Origin of the sequence: Anabaena sp. CCY 9910 (assembly GCF_963920875.1) — a bacterium.
Lineage (GTDB): Bacteria > Cyanobacteriota > Cyanobacteriia > Cyanobacteriales > Nostocaceae > Trichormus > Trichormus variabilis.
The window spans coordinates 22,066-39,380 of sequence record NZ_CAWUDJ010000003.1 but is presented as its reverse complement, the minus strand read 5'-3'; the positions used below and the strand labels follow the sequence as shown (position 1 = coordinate 39,380).

11 protein-coding genes are annotated in these 17,315 nt (G+C 37.8%); 3 read left to right on the top strand and 8 right to left on the bottom strand.

Annotated elements, in window-relative coordinates; genetic code table 11:
* Positions 1-211 precede the first annotated feature (211 nt).
* Together ACM5QX_RS03880 and ACM5QX_RS03875 are read left to right on the top strand one after the other, a co-directional pair.
* Complete coding sequence (locus ACM5QX_RS03880) at positions 212-1,930, top strand: pentapeptide repeat-containing protein (RefSeq protein ID WP_414752460.1); 1,719 nt, start codon at positions 212-214, stop codon at positions 1,928-1,930.
* 371 nt (positions 1,931-2,301) lie between these two features.
* Complete coding sequence (locus ACM5QX_RS03875; RefSeq protein WP_414752459.1) at positions 2,302-5,148, top strand: NACHT domain-containing protein; 2,847 nt, start codon at positions 2,302-2,304, stop codon at positions 5,146-5,148.
* Positions 5,149-5,407: 259 nt separating this feature from the next.
* Here the strand turns inward: ACM5QX_RS03875 and ACM5QX_RS03870 are convergent, their stop codons facing one another.
* Positions 5,408-5,599: a hypothetical protein gene (locus tag ACM5QX_RS03870; protein WP_414752458.1), complete on the bottom strand. Its 192-nt coding sequence runs from the start codon at positions 5,597-5,599 to the stop codon at positions 5,408-5,410.
* 504 nt (positions 5,600-6,103) lie between these two features.
* On the opposite strand from ACM5QX_RS03870, the gene nagZ reads away from it, so the two are divergent.
* Positions 6,104-7,189: a beta-N-acetylhexosaminidase gene (gene nagZ, locus ACM5QX_RS03865; RefSeq protein WP_414752457.1), complete on the top strand. Its 1,086-nt coding sequence runs from the start codon at positions 6,104-6,106 to the stop codon at positions 7,187-7,189.
* Positions 7,190-7,601: 412 nt separating this feature from the next.
* Here the strand turns inward: nagZ and ACM5QX_RS03860 are convergent, their stop codons facing one another.
* The 7 genes from ACM5QX_RS03860 to ACM5QX_RS03830 all read right to left on the bottom strand — a co-directional run bounded on the left by ACM5QX_RS03860 (position 7,602) and on the right by ACM5QX_RS03830 (position 17,305).
* Positions 7,602-9,830: a GumC family protein gene (locus ACM5QX_RS03860; RefSeq protein ID WP_414752456.1), complete on the bottom strand. Its 2,229-nt coding sequence runs from the start codon at positions 9,828-9,830 to the stop codon at positions 7,602-7,604.
* Between the two features lie 172 nt (positions 9,831-10,002).
* Positions 10,003-11,175 (bottom strand): acyltransferase family protein, encoded by a 1,173-nt coding sequence (locus tag ACM5QX_RS03855; protein ID WP_414752455.1) that lies wholly within the window; start codon positions 11,173-11,175, stop codon positions 10,003-10,005.
* 182 nt (positions 11,176-11,357) lie between these two features.
* Positions 11,358-12,728 carry a choice-of-anchor Q domain-containing protein gene (locus ACM5QX_RS03850; RefSeq protein ID WP_414752454.1) on the bottom strand — a complete coding sequence of 457 codons (1,371 nt, stop codon included), beginning with the start codon at positions 12,726-12,728 and terminating at the stop codon, positions 11,358-11,360.
* Positions 12,729-12,790: 62 nt separating this feature from the next.
* Entirely contained in the window at positions 12,791-13,576 is a 786-nt protein-coding gene (locus tag ACM5QX_RS03845) for a WecB/TagA/CpsF family glycosyltransferase (protein WP_414752453.1), read from the bottom strand.
* Between the two features lie 80 nt (positions 13,577-13,656).
* Positions 13,657-14,844 (bottom strand): glycosyltransferase family 4 protein, encoded by a 1,188-nt coding sequence (locus ACM5QX_RS03840; RefSeq protein WP_414752452.1) that lies wholly within the window; start codon positions 14,842-14,844, stop codon positions 13,657-13,659.
* Positions 14,845-14,882: 38 nt separating this feature from the next.
* On the bottom strand, positions 14,883-16,280 hold the full coding sequence (locus tag ACM5QX_RS03835; RefSeq protein WP_414752451.1) for an O-antigen ligase family protein: 1,398 nt from the start codon (positions 16,278-16,280) through the stop codon (positions 14,883-14,885).
* The gene (locus tag ACM5QX_RS03830; RefSeq protein ID WP_414752450.1) at positions 16,181-17,305 is read right to left on the bottom strand and encodes a glycosyltransferase family 4 protein; all 1,125 of its coding nucleotides are present in this window, start codon (positions 17,303-17,305) and stop codon (positions 16,181-16,183) included. Before ACM5QX_RS03830 ends, ACM5QX_RS03835 begins: the two co-directional genes overlap by 100 nt.
* Positions 17,306-17,315 lie beyond the last annotated feature (10 nt).

Here is a 17,315-nt window from a genome sequence, read left to right as displayed (position 1 = left end):
TTCCCCAATTTTTGAGAACATATAGCCTTATCGTCCTCTTAAAGATTAAATTTTCTACCGAGAAAATCCTTATGTCAGGTGTTGTTGATGTAATTTTAATTTTAAATACTTGGATTTATTTTATACTAAATATTTATGTTCTCACAGCACCAAACCATTGAATTTATCTATATATTTCTACCTTGACAATTTATTATTAATGGATAAAAAAATGTCACAACTACCTCATGTTTGGAAACTATTACAAAATTATGTTCGGGGTACAAGGTCAACAGATAGGCCTACAACAAAGTATGTAGGTAGTCGCTCATTTTTACCTCTGGGAAAATACCAACAAAAACCAGCCAAAGATGTAAATTTTTCTCAAGTTAATTTACAGAAAGAAATTTTATGTGAAAGATTACAAATCAGTTTAGAGGCATGGATAAGAGAGGATAGTAGGGGGCAATTTTCAACTAGTAGTAGCCAACTCCAACAAGAGATTTATGATTTACTCGGTAATGGTGCATTAACTCCAGAAATAGTCGAAAAAGTTATAGAATTGCTTATCTTTGAAAAAGAATTTCGCCCAGAGTTGCTATTTCACCGCCTAGAAGACTTTTATCAACGTTGGTGTCGAGGAGAATTTATCGATGCGCCACCAAGCGAGAACTTACCTCAGCGAAAATTGATGGAGATGGCAGCACAAAATCAGGGTATTGGACTGAGGCAGATTGATATTTACGCCGGGCTTAATGTCCTGATTTTACTTCTAGAATTACACCGCCACGCCCAAGAGCAAGAAGAACTGCGGCAACAAATCAACTTTTATCCTTCTTCCCCACCAGATACAGACAGCTTTTTCACCTCCCAACTACTGCGGGTAATTAATTATAGCGATGCCATTGAAATTGGCAACTTTAGTAATATCGTGGGGGAATTTCTCCGGGGTGGTAACTTTCAAGGTGCATACCTGGGAAACGCCAACTTGACGGGAGTCAACTTCAGTGGTGCTAACCTCAGTGGTGCATACCTTGGTGATGCCAACCTTACAGGGGCAAACTTCCAAGGTGCTAACCTCACAGGTGCAGACTTTGGTGATGCCAACCTCAGCAGTGTTAATCTCAGTGGTGCCAACCTGAGTAGTGCCGACCTCAGCAGCGCTAACCTTACAGGCGCAAACCTAAGCGGTGCTAACTTGGAACGTGCCGACCTCAGCCGTGCTGACTTGAGTAGCTGCATCCTCAACGATGGCGAATTCAGCCACGCCAACCTCAGTGGTGTTAACCTCAGAGATGCCGAACTCTGTCGGGCTAACCTCAGCAACGCCATCTTATTTGGTGCTAACCTCAGTGATGCCAACCTCAATCATGTTGACCTCAGTCGCGCCGACCTTTGTCGTGCAGACCTGAGTGGTGCAGACCTGACACACGCCACCCTCAACGGTACTAACCTGAGCGATACCATTCTTTTTAGTACTAACTTAAGTGATGCCATTCTGGAGGTAGCTGACCTCAGTTATGCCAAACTCAACGGCGCGAAACTCAACTACGCCAGACTCAACGGCGCTATGTTCTTAGGTGCAGACCTCAGTGGCGTAGATTTAACTGGCGTAGTTCTCAACGATGCCGATTTGAGTGGCGGAATTCTCAGCGAAGCCGACCTCACAGGCGCAGACCTCAGCGATGCCATACTTTTGGGTACTGACTTTAGCTTTGCCAACCTCAACAGTGCCAACCTCAGTGGTAGTAACTTGAGTGGCGCAATTTTGAATGGTGCAGACCTCAGTAGTGCTAACCTCAGTTATGCCATTCTCGATGATACAGACATAAGTGAAGCCAACCTAGAAGAGATGACATGGGGAGAAATTCAGCAATGGGAAGGTGTACGGGGTTTGGAGACAGCACTGAATTTACCGGAGGCGTTGCGGGAAAAGTTGGGAAAGAGGTAAATCAATTCAAAATTCAAAATTCAAAATTCAAAATTCAAAATTCAAAATTCAAAATTCAAAATACCTCACTGGCGTGTCTAGAGTTTAGTAGGGTGCGTCAGTGCGATAGAACCTAACTATACTCAGAAATTATCCATACTGACGCACCCTTACATTTTGGATATTTTTTGGCGTTGCTGATTAAGGGGATGATTTTTATCGGGCTACGCCCCACTAACGCTAACACGCAAAGGCGCATTCGCCGTAAGGCGTTCCCGAAGGGTAGGCGCAAAGGTGTAAAAAGCAAGGATTCATCTAGAAGTTCCCTACTCGGCGCTCCTCAAAATGCTACACTAAGCTCGAATTAACGGTAGTTACACGGGTGTGAGTGGATGGGCAAGCGCTTCTGGCAAACTTGGCAAGAATTTAGGCAGTCATTTTCAGTATCAGAAAGCCTAAGTACAAGTGTCGAGACAGGTAAGGCAGTGTTGGAAGCTGCCAATACTCTCAAAGAAGAGGGTGATAGTATAGAAATCTTGCAATCAGTCCTGCAAAACTCATCTTCTTTATTAGATGTGTTGTGTTCGCCAATGGCGCAGGTGATAGGTGCAGGGTTGCCATTTGTGCCAATTGGCATTGCTTTGTTAAAGTTTGCCCGTGACATAAATCAAAAAGACCCATCTTTAGAAGACTGCTTTTTTATAGTTAGTCAAGCGGCTTATTTGGAAAGCACCAAAGAAATTTTAAGTTTAAATATATATCAAAATTTTAATTGGGATGCCAAGTTAGATATTAAAGCCATCAGTCAGCAAATAGAAAAGCTCAATGATGTTGAATTTAATTCTGATGGTGCGAATAAAGCAATCAGATGTTTCCATGAATCACCTTTAGCTGAAGCTTTCAACCGGGTCTTATTAGCTAGATTAGCAGCAGCAAATATTTCCCCAGGACTAGCGGAAATTTTAACCCAACGTGTGGCGCGGAACACTCACCGCTATATTATTAAAGCTTGGATAGAAGCGGGTGAGGTGATAAAAACTTTAATTCAGCCTTCCTTGGGTGATTGGCAGAGAGAACAGGAGAGATTTCAGAGTATTGATAGTTATCTAAAAACTCATATTGAGCAGAAACCTTTTGAATTAGTTTTTGATGAAAAATTTGCCTTTAAAGATATTTATGTACCTATCAAAGCCAAGCCTGTAGATGCAAATGGCAAGATAGATGAAAAAAAAGATTCATTCAATTTAGAAATTTGGGCGAAAACGATTCTGTTGAATCCCGATAACTTGGAACAGGTCATGTTTATCCAAGGAGGCCCAGGTAGAGGTAAAAGCGTTTTCTGCCGGATGTTTGCTTATACAGTGTGGCGACAATTACATCCAATTTGGACACCAATTTTAATTCGCTTGAGAGATATCGATACTTTTGAAACACGGTTAGAAAATACTATTAAAGCCGAATTAAAACTGGGTTTTATTCAAGGTGATGCTAACTGGTTGACTAATGCTAATACTCGATTTTTATTTATTCTTGATGGTTTTGATGAACTGCACATTGAAACGAGAAATAACCTCAACTTGGGCGACTTTATTAAACAAGTAGCTGGATTTCAGAAGGAATGCAAAGATTACAGTGAAATGGGGCATCGAGTTATTATTACTGGTAGGTCGATGGCTTTACAAGGTATTGCTGATTTACCCCGCAATTTAGAACGGGTGGAGATTGTCGAAATGGATGGACAACTCCAACAGCAATGGTTAAATAAATGGGAAGCCTTACAAATAAATAAAGGTAAAACCATCGCATTTGAGCAGTTTTTACAAAGTGATAAATGCCCCGATGAAGTTAAGAAATTAGCTCAGGAACCTTTACTGCTCTACTTATTAGCGGCAATGTATCGAGATGGGAAGTTAGATATTCATAAGTTAGAGCAAGCAAGTGATAATCGCACCGCTAAAATTATCATTTACCAAGAAGCTGTAAATTGGGTACTGACTAAACAGCGTTCTGAAGCAGATGGGACTGATTTAAATATTGAGTTCACTAAACAAAAGCCGGAGGATTTAAAACGCATTCTCATGGAAGCTGCGGTTTGTGTTGTGCAGTCTGGTGGTGAATTTGCTTCTATGTCGATGTTAGAAGCACGTTTACAAGAAGATGAAGCAGCGAAGGCTTTAATTGAAAAAGCGAAAGAGAAACTGGGGAATGAAGCACTGAAAACGGCTTTGGCTGCATTTTACATTCGTCCGGCGGAAAAACAAGAAGGCGGGGTTGAGTTCTTCCATAAAAGTTTCGGTGAGTTTCTCTTTGCTGAACGCCTGAAAGCACGGCTTAAGGCTTGGACGCAAGATTATGATGCAGATGAGGGGAGACAGCCAATTATTTCTGAAGCTGTGATGAATTGGGAAATCTATGATTTACTCGGTTACGGTGGGTTAACACAGGAAATTGTAGACTACTTGATGGGGTTGTTAACTGAGAGTCAAGATTTCCCGTGGGTGGAATTATTTAAGCGGTTAGACAAGTTTTACGGTAAATGGTGTCAAGGGAAATTTATTGACACGGCTGAAGAGACTTTACCCCAGAAGAAGTTGCGACAGTTGCAAAGGTATGGAATTCAAGGGTTAGGTCAGCGTCAGGTGGATGTTTACGCTGGGTTGAATGTGATGATTCTGCTGTTGGAGTTACACCGCTATGCTCAAGGGCGAGATGAGCTGAAAGCAGAAATTGTCTTTTATCCATCTGGGAAACCGCAGGAAGATAATTGGACAACTCAATTACTTTGCATCATTAATTATAGTGATGGCTTGGGTTTAAGGAACTTTATTAAGATAGTTGGCAAATTCCTCAGAGGCGCAAACCTCAGTGGCGTATCCCTCAGAGGCGCAGACCTCAGTCTCGCAAACCTCAGAGGCGCAGACCTCAGTGGCGCACACCTCGGTGGCGCATCCCTCATTTTCGCATACCTCAGAGGCGCAGACCTCAGTGGCGCACACCTCAATGGCGCATCCCTCAATGGCGCATCCCTCAGTGGCGCATCCCTCAATGGCGCATCCCTCAATGGCGCAAACCTCAGTGGCGCATACCTCAATGGCGCACACCTCAATGGTGCAAACCTCAGTGATGAATTTTTGGGAGATGTCAAATGGGATGAAAAGACAAACTGGGAGAATGTACGAGGACTAGATACAGCGATTAATATGCCAGAAGCGTTAAAGCAACAGTTAGGACTGAGTTAGATTTGTGATTAACTCCCTGTGCAGCTTGCTCTCAATATATAAGGTTGAGTTGCGCTGTTGCTTCACACGATGAGATTTTGATTTATGTGGGAGAATAACGCTCTGCTTTGACTTTGGGTAGAGGAGAATGTATTTGGAAGAACCCCTCTCCAAACCTCTCCCCGACGCGGGGAGAGGCTTAAAATCGTGTTTCTTTGGTGGTTAGTAATTCGTGGTTGGCAAAAACGTTATGGTAGGTTGGGTGGGGTGATAGCGCATCTCAACAAAGTTTTGATTTGTCTGCGAGAATAAAAGACTCGTTCACGAGATTCTGATACTCGCGCACGAGAATAAAAGACTCGTAGGCGAGATTTTGATACTCGCGCACGAGAATAAAAGACTCATTCACGAGATTTTGATACTCGCCTGCGAGAATAAAAGACTCATGGGCGAGATTCTGATACTCGTTCACGAGAATAAAAGACTCATGGGCGAGGTTTTAATACTCGCGCACGAGAATAAAAGACTCATGGGTGAGGTTTTGATACTCGTTCACAAGTTTTCATGATTAATAAAACAGATATATAGCAATTCCTAAGCAAGTGAGGTACAGATTTTATTCTTTTTAAACGCGGAGGGGCGCGGAGGAAAACGCAGAGGGGCGCGGTGAACCAGCGTTGTAGGAGGGTCTCTCTTCGTAGACGACTGGTGTTAGCGTAGCGGTAGCGAGTTTGCGTTCGCTTTTAGCGTCTCGTAGAGAGCGTCACCCGAAGGGAGATTGCCAAATTTTATTAGTGGTTTACTCAGTTTCTCAGCAGATTGGCAAACGCTATATCCAAACCCATATTCTGTTTGGCTTTCCTAATTTTGAGTTTTGAATTGGTATTAATTACCTCTGTCGAGGGTGTAGGATAAGGGCTGAGATTATTTATGCTGTTAATCCAGTCTTTAGCTACACAACTATAGGTTAAGCATTATGCCAGCATTGCAGAGACTAGAACGCTTTGGAAATCACTTAATTCTGGGTATTTCTGGTACTAGTTTGAGTGATGAAGATAAACGCGCTCTGGGTGAATTGAAACCAATAGGGGTAATATTTTTTGCTAAAAACTTTGTAGATGGTGTACCTTACGAGGTTTGGCTGGAGACTTTTCAGGAGTTACATAGCCAGATACAAGAATATACAGAACGCGATTCGATGTTTTTTTCCTTAGACCATGAGGGAGGACGCGTTGTCAGGACACCTTTACCGATTACGCGATTTCCTCAGGCGTTGTTGTTGCGATCGCACGCCCGCGAAGTAGCAAAAGCCACGGCAATTGAATTAAAATCTTTAGGCATCAACTTATCTTGGTCACCTGTAGCTGATATTTATTCCCATCCGCAAAATCCGATTATCGGTTCTCGCGCCTTTGGTAATACTCCTGAAACTGCGGCTACTGGTGCGCGGGAATATTATTTGGGACTGACAGAAACCGGAATTGTGGGATGCGCCAAACATTTCCCTGGACATGGTGATACTAGCAAAGACTCCCATGTGGAATTACCAATCCTCAACCTGACTCCAGAGGAATTACAAAATCGAGAACTTATACCCTTCAAAGCTTTGATTGAGGAAGGGATTCCTCTAATTATGACTGCCCATATTTTATTTCCCAAAATCGACCCAGATTTACCAGCTACCCTATCCCGCCCCATCCTCAAAACTATACTGCGGGAAGAACTTGGTTTTCAGGGTGTGGTTGTATCTGATGACTTAGACATGAAAGCAGTTTCCGATATGTTTATGGAACGTGGTACAGTTGCACGGGCTTTTAATGCTGGCTGTGATTTATTTATTGTTTCTCGCAATATCCATGCGTCTTCTATCGAGCGTACATATAAAATTGCGGAAGATTTTGCTGATTCTGTAGCTAATGGTAGCTTGGCTGAGTCAGTAGTAGATTCCGCCAAGGAGAGAATCGAAAGACTATTGACGGTAACTCCAGAATATTCTGTACAGATGTTAGATAAAGATACTTTAGTACGTCATGCCGAATTAGCGATCGCTTGTTGTTTTTAAGATTGTGCCTGAGAGTTTATTAATAAAGTAAAAATACAATACTCTTACTCTTGTGAGTGGGGATTTGGTAATCAGTAATAGCGGCAGTTACCTATTACCAATTACCAACACAAAGCGGCGGCTTTCTGTAATTAAGCTTTGAGGTTTTTTAACTCCATTTAGGGGTCATCGAGCCAAAACGGGAAATTGTACGCTAAGGAAATGCTCAGACTGCTAAACGCCTACTGTGCTTTGCTTCTAGCAAATACTTGAGGGAATTTTTCAGCTAATGGCTCAAAATCGGCTTCAAGACGAACTTGCCCATAAATGATAGTTGGCGTTCGTAAAGTTATGAACCGTAGAATAAGCTTTATAGGTTATTTCATATCAACAACTTGCCCAAAAATGGTTATTTTTGGCAATTCCACCTTGATTATTGATCTTTAATATTTGGATGTGTTTGCCCCACAGGCACTACCTCTTGCCATTTTTTAGTTTCGTCGAACTCATGTTTTTTAGCAACATAAAAATCACTGCTAAATTCATTTTTCTCGGTTACACCATTAATCAATAAACCTAAAACCTTTTGTCCAGAACGCTCTAATGTATCTTTAGCAGCCCAGGCACTACCCGAATCAATTACATTAGGTCTAGATACTAATAAAATTCCATCCGTCATGTGGCTTAAAGTTAGGGAATCAGCCGCAACAAGCAGAGGAGGAGCGTCAATAATCACAAAATCATACTGTGATGAAAAATCAGCGATTAATGCAGCCATTCGCTTTGAATCTAGCAAAGCCAACGGATTGGGAGGTCTGACACCTGCTGTCAAAACATCCAAATTATCCATTACCTTAGATATAGCAGTAATAAATTCTACTTGTCCAACAAGTACTTCACTTAAACCTACTAAATTATTCAATTGCCAGAATTGATGTTGAGATGGAGAACGCATATCTCCATCGATTAATAAAACTCTACGTCCTAATTGAGCGATCGCAGCAGCTAAATTAGCTGAAACAGTAGATTTACCTTCTCTAGGTAAAGCACTTGTTATTACTAAGTTTTTGAGAACTTGATCAGAACTCAGAAATCTTAAATTAGCTTGAATCATGCGATACATTTCGCTAGTCAATGAATCAGGCGTATCTCTGACAGCTACTTCCAGATTAGTTAACTCTACATCCCGATGGGAAGATGTTATTTTCTTCGTAGTTGCTGAAGGAATAATTCCTAGTAAAGTATATTCAAATATTTCTCTAATTTCTTGAATTGTTTTTAGGGATCTATCTCTTATTTCTAAAAATAAAACTGTAGTAATTGACAAAAATATCCCAAATAAAATACCTAGCAATATAACAATTATTTTATTTCTGGAATCTGGTTTATCAGGAACCAAAGCATTAGCAATAATCCTCGCACTTGCAGTATTTTTACTTTCTGCTAGTCTTAATTCTTGAACTTTAGTTAATAGAGTCTGATAAGTCGAGCGAGCACTTTCAAGATTTTGTTCTAATTCACCTAAATTTTGTTCTAATTGGGGTATAATTCGTAAGCGTTGTTCGTAATCTGCACGAGACTTAGACAAAGAATTTAATTTTTTAATTAAACTCAATCGTTCTTGCTCCGATTGCAAAAATTCTCTAATCATACTTTGCTTAAGTTCACTAAGTGGGAACTTTGTCTGTGGTAGTTTTACTTGACTACCAATAATTTGGTTAGTTTGTTTTTGTAATAAATCTTGCAGATTTTTTTTGTTAGTTTCCAAATCAACTATTTTCGGATCGTTATCCAGAAATCTACTACGTTCTAAAGCGAGTTTTTGTTCTACTTGTTGAATTTGAGTTAAAATAGATTGAATTGCCTGGGATTGAGAGAGATCATTTATAGCGATCGCTTGCTCTACATCCAGAGAAATTTGCTTGCGGAGTGTATTATTTTTAGATGTAACTTTTTCTAATTCTGAACTGACATTAGCAACCTGAGTATCTAAATTGTTAATTTGTAAAACTGCTAATTTAGATTCTTCTGCAAGATTGACGATTTTATTTTGCTCTTTAAAACTGCGTAAGGCTAATTCTGCTCTTTGTAAATTTAATTTGGGTTGATTTAATTGTTGAGCAATCAGCATTCTGGTCTTTTCAGCTTCTGATCTACTTGTAAGAATACTGTTCTCTAAATATAAGTCCATCACCTTGTTCACAATCGCTGCTCCTTCTTCAGGATTACGACTTTTATAAGCCACTCTTAAAACATCTGTACCACCAATAATTTTTAAAGTTAGTCCAGATTTGAGAGTATTAGAATTTAAGGGTTTACCTTGTTTGTTTTTCAGATTTAGCTCTTCTATTACCTTGTCTAGTATCATCGGAGAAGAGAGAACCTCTATCTCAGTATTAATAGGGTTTTGGCTAGATACTAGTGATTTAAGATCCCCTTCAGCTTCTGAACCACTAGCTAATAAATTTTGACCTATGATCTTAAAAGATGGTACTTTGAATAAAAGTTTTCCTTCTGCTTCATAGGATGATTTCAGCAAGGTGGTAGATAAGGCACTAAGAGCAACTGTTACCGTAAAGATATTAATAGCTACTAACCAACGACGCTTCAGTCCAGCAAAATATCTGCTTAAATCTAAATCTATCGATTCTTTTGATTGCATAATTTTATTCTATGAAGACTCTGTATGAACGATGTTAGTTTTAAAACTACAGTAAATATAAAAATCTAAGTGTTTCACAACACAACCAACAAGAAAAATTAGTAGATTATTCTTGTAGAAGTCACTCCTCTAAGTATTTTTACATAATTTTACATTACATGATGCTTGGTGGTTATTTTTTAAGGTAATTGTAAAACTTTATTGATGTTATTGTGTTGCTTAGATTCATACACAGTGATTCAAACCTTAAATACTGTTGTACCACAAGTAACGTAATAGATAGATTGAATGTCAGAACAAGAAAATATAGAAGAAAATTAGGTACATAATTATGAATATGAGTAGTCAAGCGTATCGGGAGTGAACAAACCACCGATTGGAGAATATAGATAGGATAAACATTTTGCCCGCACCATTCAAAACAACGCACGATTTTGCGAATACGTTTTTTCCGGGGATATTTCCAAATATGTTTGAGAATAATAAATATATGAATTGGTATAAGACTATAAATCAGATATAGAAAGGATGGAGGAAATTTATGAGCTTGAATTAAAATTCTTCCATTATCTATTAAAAAAACAGGATATATCAATATTATGTTTAACAAGAATGAAAATATTAAATATCGCAAATTAATTCTTAATTCCTGTTGTTTATAGAATGCACCTAGTAGACAGATAAACAGGTAAAATAAACCAAAAAAAATAGTTTTTTTGAAATGAACAATTTGGTTTATTTCTAAATACCATAGAAAATAAAAAACCAATAATGGCGATAATATAAGAATAAATTTTCGTTTAAAAGACCTCATTACATAAAGTGCTATACCTAAAAATGGTAATACTAATAAATATGTACGTAAATACCAAAGATTATAATCATAACATCCTAAGGTGGTATACAACCAAAATTCACTATTAGGACGCAATTTCAACATAGAAATAATAGCTGAAAATACATCGTTCAAGTTAAAATGATTTTTAGTAAAGAGTATATTTTTTACAGGTATATTTATAATTTCAAATAAAGTAATTTCTAAATACTTGAGGATTAAATATCCCAATGAAATAAAGATAATAAGTACTAAACTAATAAAAACATATCGATAATACAAACTCAAAAATTGTCTTAGTGATTTTTTTAAGGACGAAAGAAAATTAGAGGATTTAGTCAAATAGCCAGATATGAAAAAGAATACGGGAACATCCATCAAGAGAAATAATTGTTGTATATTATCTGAAATATAGGAATCACCAGACCAAACTATTGTATGAATATTGATTACCCATAAAATAAGTATTCCTTTAAAAACATCAATAAATGTATCACGTTGATTTTTCATGACTTATTTAATCTTAAATGAGTAGTAAAAATTACAGTTTATCCAGACTTAAATCTAAAAAAATAATTTTCGTTTATGGAGCCAAAATCACAATTATATTTATGACTGAAATCTGTGATTTGTTGAGTATTTTCATTTAACATAAAGAGTGAATTATTGAAATATATTCTAATCTTTAACTTCTATTTGAACTCATAGGCTCCAATATCATATCCTGAACCTATAGGTCTTTTTTGACCATTAAAATCACTACTAGCTGCACTCATTGATGTACCTGCGTCAATCACAGGACTTGTGGCTTGCAAGCGAAAATTGGCAACACCATGAATAATAGATGGATTAACAAAAAGAGGATTAAAGTCAACTAGATTATTTTTGCCCAAACTAGCATCAGAATGACCATCATTGATTAAAATAGAGCCATTGTATGACAAGTTATAATCCCATTTGTTATTTTGAGAATAATCATCTACAAAAGTTTTTTTAGACTTATTTGCAGCGTAGGCAATGTTGTTATAAAAATGCACATTAGATGAAAAATATGTACTAATTTCTCCATTAAGAGTGCCTTCCAAGTTATCAGATTTCAGATTTTTAAAAGTGGTATTGTTTCGGACAACAACATTATCACTTTGAAAAACATGAATCCCTCTGCCACCATTATCAAAAACGATATTATTTTCTATCAAAGTCCAAGCAGTGTATTTTGATGTTTGCCCTTGACCTTGAGTATGTCGAAAATCATCAATGATAATACCGTTACCATCAGTAACTTTACCATTTTCTCTCGGTAATTTATTTTCATTAAAGTAAGATATATTGCCTCTAATGATATTGTGAAATCCAGGTTTATTATCGAATGCTTTAGCTTGATAAATGGAGATGCCACTACATTGATAAGGTGCTTTGAATGCGTTTCTATAAACAATATTACCTTCAATGTAAAGATAATCCGTCTCTTGACCAGAAATTCCTCCACACCCAGAGTCATGAATTTCATTGTTGATAATTTTCGTATGGTGGTTACCATTACCAACATGGATTCCAGAGCCGAGTTGAGTAGAAGTAATTCTAAACCCAATTATTTTGATGTAATTACCAGAAACTCTAAAAGTACCGTCTTGAGTTCCTCTAACAAATGGCTTGTGTCCAGGAAAAGCTTGGAACACAATCCAATTATTGGGATTTCCAGATTTAGTTACTGTAATGTTTTCGTCATAAGTACCATTTTTCACATAAATAATATCTCCCTCATTTATTATTTGATTAGCTTTCTGTATTGTCTTAAATGCTAGATTTTCTGTAGTACCAGGATTGCTGTCATTTCCAAGACTTTGATCAACGTAGTATGTTGTACCTAAACTTTGACTGACATCTCCGTTTCGACCAAATTCTTGTGCTTCAAACTCTGCCCATAGATAGTTGTTTTTAATTGCTTCCTGATTTAATGAATCTCCATTGTTAGCATTGACAATTTTGCTAACATATATTGTGGTTAAGCCAAAAATCAGAATGGTAAAAACACCCCATGTTAAAGATTTGTACCTCATCATAAAAAAAATGTTGCTTGATTGCTGTCAATATTTTGAACACCTCTCTGAGAATAAAACTAAAATTATTTGAACTTTAATTTTCTAGAAGCTAATTGCATCATAAAGAACAATACAAAGCGAGGATTATGCTTAAAATACCTCTTCCATAACCTTTTTGGTTCCATTATGAGCCGGAAAAACCACTCCAAACCTATGTTTTGCATCCAGCTTGGAGCTTGCTTAACACGACCCGAATGAAAATCAAATGCTGCTCCGACACCAAGCATTACTGCTGGAATAATATTCTTATGTTCTGCAATCCAAAACTCTTGCCGAGGACAACCAATACCAACAAATAAGATTTGCGCTCCTGATGCGATAATTTCATCGGTGAAAGCTTCATCTTCTTCTGGTGTAAGTGGACGAAAAGGCGGTGCAATTTGAGAAACAATTTTAATGCCTGGGAACTGATTTCTTAAAAATTTACTGAATGCGGCCAGACTTTCTGTTGTACCACCATAAAAAGCAACAGGAACACCTAAATTTGCAGCCGCATTGCACACGTGTAAAGTGAGAGTTGGCCCGTATACCCTGGAGGCATTTTTGATGCCAAGAGCTTTTAAAGCCCATACCAAAGGCATACCGTCAGCTGTAACTAAATCAGTATTATTAACTACTCTTGCAAATTTGGAATTGTCATGAGTTTCCATTGTCATGTGAACATTAGCAGCAAAAACAGACTTGCTTTCTTTGTTAGCTGACCAAGCTAAAATTCTTTGGGTTGCATCTTCATAACTGGTAGCATCGACACGCATACCCAAAATATAACGATATTCTAAGGGTAATGTTTCTTTAACAGTTAACTTCATTTTGATGAATCTCCTATCTTAGTTAAGGTTAAATGTAAACAAAAATCTCTGCATTTTATGGATTTAGTTATTGAATAGAATTAATATTTTGATTCCATTTCTGTTGTTGAATTAACTAAATAATTACTACATTTAACTGCCGAGAAATAAGTTTCTGATAAAGAATTTATGTAGTGTTTAACGTCAAAATATTCAACACTATGGCGGGCAGCGTTACCTAACGCAATCCTCATATCTTCGTCATTAATAAGTTGCTGCATGGCTTGTACTAACTGTTGTTTATTTCCTGGTTGCACTAATATGCCGTTTTGATTGTGATTGATCACTTCAGGTATGCCACCAACAGGTGTCACAATCACAGGTAAACCGCATGACATGGCTTCTAACATTGACATAGGCAAGCCTTCGTTATATGAAGGTAAAACAAAAACATCTGCTGATGCTATCAGAGCATCTCTTTGTTCAGGATTGAGCCAGGCGCTAATTTTTACTTGAGCTTCAAGACCTAATTCTTGAATTAGTTGTTGAGCTTTATCTAAATCTCCATTACCAGCTAGAACCAATTCAGCAGATTTTTTATTTTCTTCGGGTAGGGCTGCAAATGCTTTAATAAGATCAAATGCGCCTTTATCTTGCTGAGGGAACTTCATAACAGATTTTGCTACGTCTAGCGCACCACCACGTTTACCAATTCTTCCAAGAAAGACAAATCTTACCGATTGTTTTTGTCGTCTTACAGGAATAAAAGTTGGCATTTTTACAGGATTATGTAGTACGGAAATTTGATTTTTATCAAGATTAAATGTTTCTAAATAATAAGACTTCCAACTTTCTGATAGAGCTATAAATTGACTACATCGCCTAAATAAATTAGATATAATTTTTTGCAATGTCTTAGGAAGATCGGCAAAAAATTCTTGATATGTTGCGCCATGAGCATGAAGAATAAAGGGCTGGCGAAAGCTAAGAATTATAAGGACAAGAATTAGTTTTCGGAAAGTACTGCCTCTCTCAGCGAAATGAATATGGACTAAGTCTGTTTTTCTTTGTATCAGGTTTTGTATCAGTATTTTAATTGATCGTAGAAATACGAAAATATTATGCCGTCCAGATCCAGGTGCAAATGTAGCAACATGAGTAATTTGTAATTCTGGGAGCGCATTTTCGATAATCAGTTTTTCAACTGACGTAATCCCACCTTGGACATCTAAACTAGCACCGAGCATTAAAACTTTTAGAGGAGACTGTTGATAATAGATTCTATTCATAAACCTCTGAAATCTTAGGTAGTAAAAACACAAAAATATTACAGCATTTTGTGTTTTTTTTGTGAGTAATTAATCTTCTTTTTATGCTTGATTTTGGAAGGAGTTGTTTTTTGTTCTTCACATATTCTTAGTGATAGTAATATGGAAACTTGAATCACAAAAAAGAAATTATTTTGGATAAGCAATGTACTTTCTGTGAGATTTGATAACACAACATACACAAGAAAGACTGCTGGCCAAAATCCATCTGATGTTTTAACTGACCTCACATAAGCTAATGCCCTGAGTAGACCTTGTAAATAATCAATTACATATAGTGATAAGCCTACTAATCCCAATTCAAGGCAAAGGTCTAAGTAACCATTGTGGCTATTTGGTGGTTTCCAGCCAGAGGAGTACCAAATATCGGCGGAAGGACCAGTCCATCCTAGCCAGAATGCACCATATCCATAACCAAACCAAGGACGTTCGGCTATTTTATCGATGATCAAAGGCCAAAAATTAGTTCGTCCAGTGAGTGTTAAATCTTTGCCTAATAATGCTGCTATGGCTTCAGCATTAGTAGTCATTAATATATATGCAATAGTACTTAATGTTGTGATTCCCACTAACGCGGGGATCATAAAGTTATATCGCCACCTTAAAATCCGAAATAAAAATAATGAAAGACTTAAAGTAATAACATTTATAAAAGGTGATGATGCTTTTGAAGCAATAATTAGCCAGAGCGATGCTATAAACCCTCCCCAAAATAGCCAACGCTTTTTTTCTGGTTGAAGAGCCAGAAGTAAAAACACCATAGCACTGGGAGCCATAACTTTCCCAAGAACGTTTTTATGGTTATATATTCCTCGCCATGTGCCGAAATGCACTCCAGCCATACGACCATAGTTTCTTAAACCGAAGGCGAATAAAAAACTACCTACGATCGCTATGCCAAAAGTCCATGCTAGTAACTGTAATTGTTCTTTTAATGTGTAGCGACTGGCTAAGTAAAGGGGAAATAAAAGTGTACCTGATAAAGCGATGACGCGACTTTGTGTCATTGCAGGTACATCAGACCAAAATATAGAAAATATAGCTACTAGGAGTAAAAGCCATATATACCAATCTTTATTAATTAATTGAATTACTTTTTTCCAACGCACAACGAGTAAGGCGAAGGTAATGAAGTAAATGATTAAAAATATGAATTGAATTAAGGCAAAATCAGGAGCTGCAATTGAATCGTCACCTTCACTTGCTCCCCCTGACAGAATCACAACCAGAGGAGCGCCTGAATAATGGAGTAGAGACAGAACTGTAAAAGCTTTTTCTGCAAATAGGAGATATTTTTTCATTTGGTCATCAAAGATGTACTCTTGGCGGCGATCGCTTGGTGGTAAACTTCGATTGTTTGATCTGCAATGTTTGACCAGTTCAAGTCTTGTTGACAACGCTCTAATGCGGCGATTTGCATCTGACGTTGTAAGTGAGAGTCACTTAATAGCTGAATGATTGCATCTGCAAGAGACTGGACATCACACGGTGGTACTAGCAGTCCGTCTTGTTCATGTCGGACTATTTCCCTCAAACCGCCAATATTAGAAGCAATTACAGGAGTACCCATCGCATAGGCGATCGCTGCTACACCGCTCTGTGAAGATTCAATGTAAGGTAGAACAACAGCCGCACTTCGTTGAAATAAATTGGCGACATTTCCGGTAGGGATAAAGTTATTGAGAATTTCGTAGTGTTTTTTGTCTGCATCCTGCAATAATTCACTGACATTTTCTCCCCGTCCAGCAATGATAAGTTTGACTCCGGGGATGTGTTCTGCAACTAAGGGGATAGCTTGCAGCAAGTATTTTAGACCCTTGTATGGCCAGATACGCCCGAAAAATAGTAATGTATGAGGCTCACGAGGTGCTATTTGACCACTTGACCAACTTTGAAACAAACTACCTAACTCTCCGTGAGGTAGGACGTTAATTCGCTGTTGAGGTAAGCGGAACTGTGTGATGAGGATATCTTGAAGTGACTGGGAGTGGACAATTAGTTGTTGGGAACGGTAGAAAGCTATTCTGCGAGTATATTCAGCGCCCGGTGTTAAATCGCGATCGCCTGGGTGACGATATATGTCATGAATTGTAGTTACCAGAGGCGGCATTTTACTGAATAACAGAGTTAAATCATACCAAGGATCGTTAGTTTCTTGGACATGGAGTACATCAGGGTTTATCTCTCGAATCATTCGCATCATTGCTGTTATCACCTTAATGTTGCGAGGATCACGAATGCGGGGTTTTTTAATTTGAATTACTCGAATATGAGGATTAAGAACATCTTTGCATTGACTATATATTTCTTCTGAATGAATCAGTATTAAATCAACATATTTAACTAAACTATTTGCCAATTGAATGGTATATTCACTAAAAGCAAAATGTAATAAAACGACTTTAATTCGATGCTTACCCATTTTCGTTAAA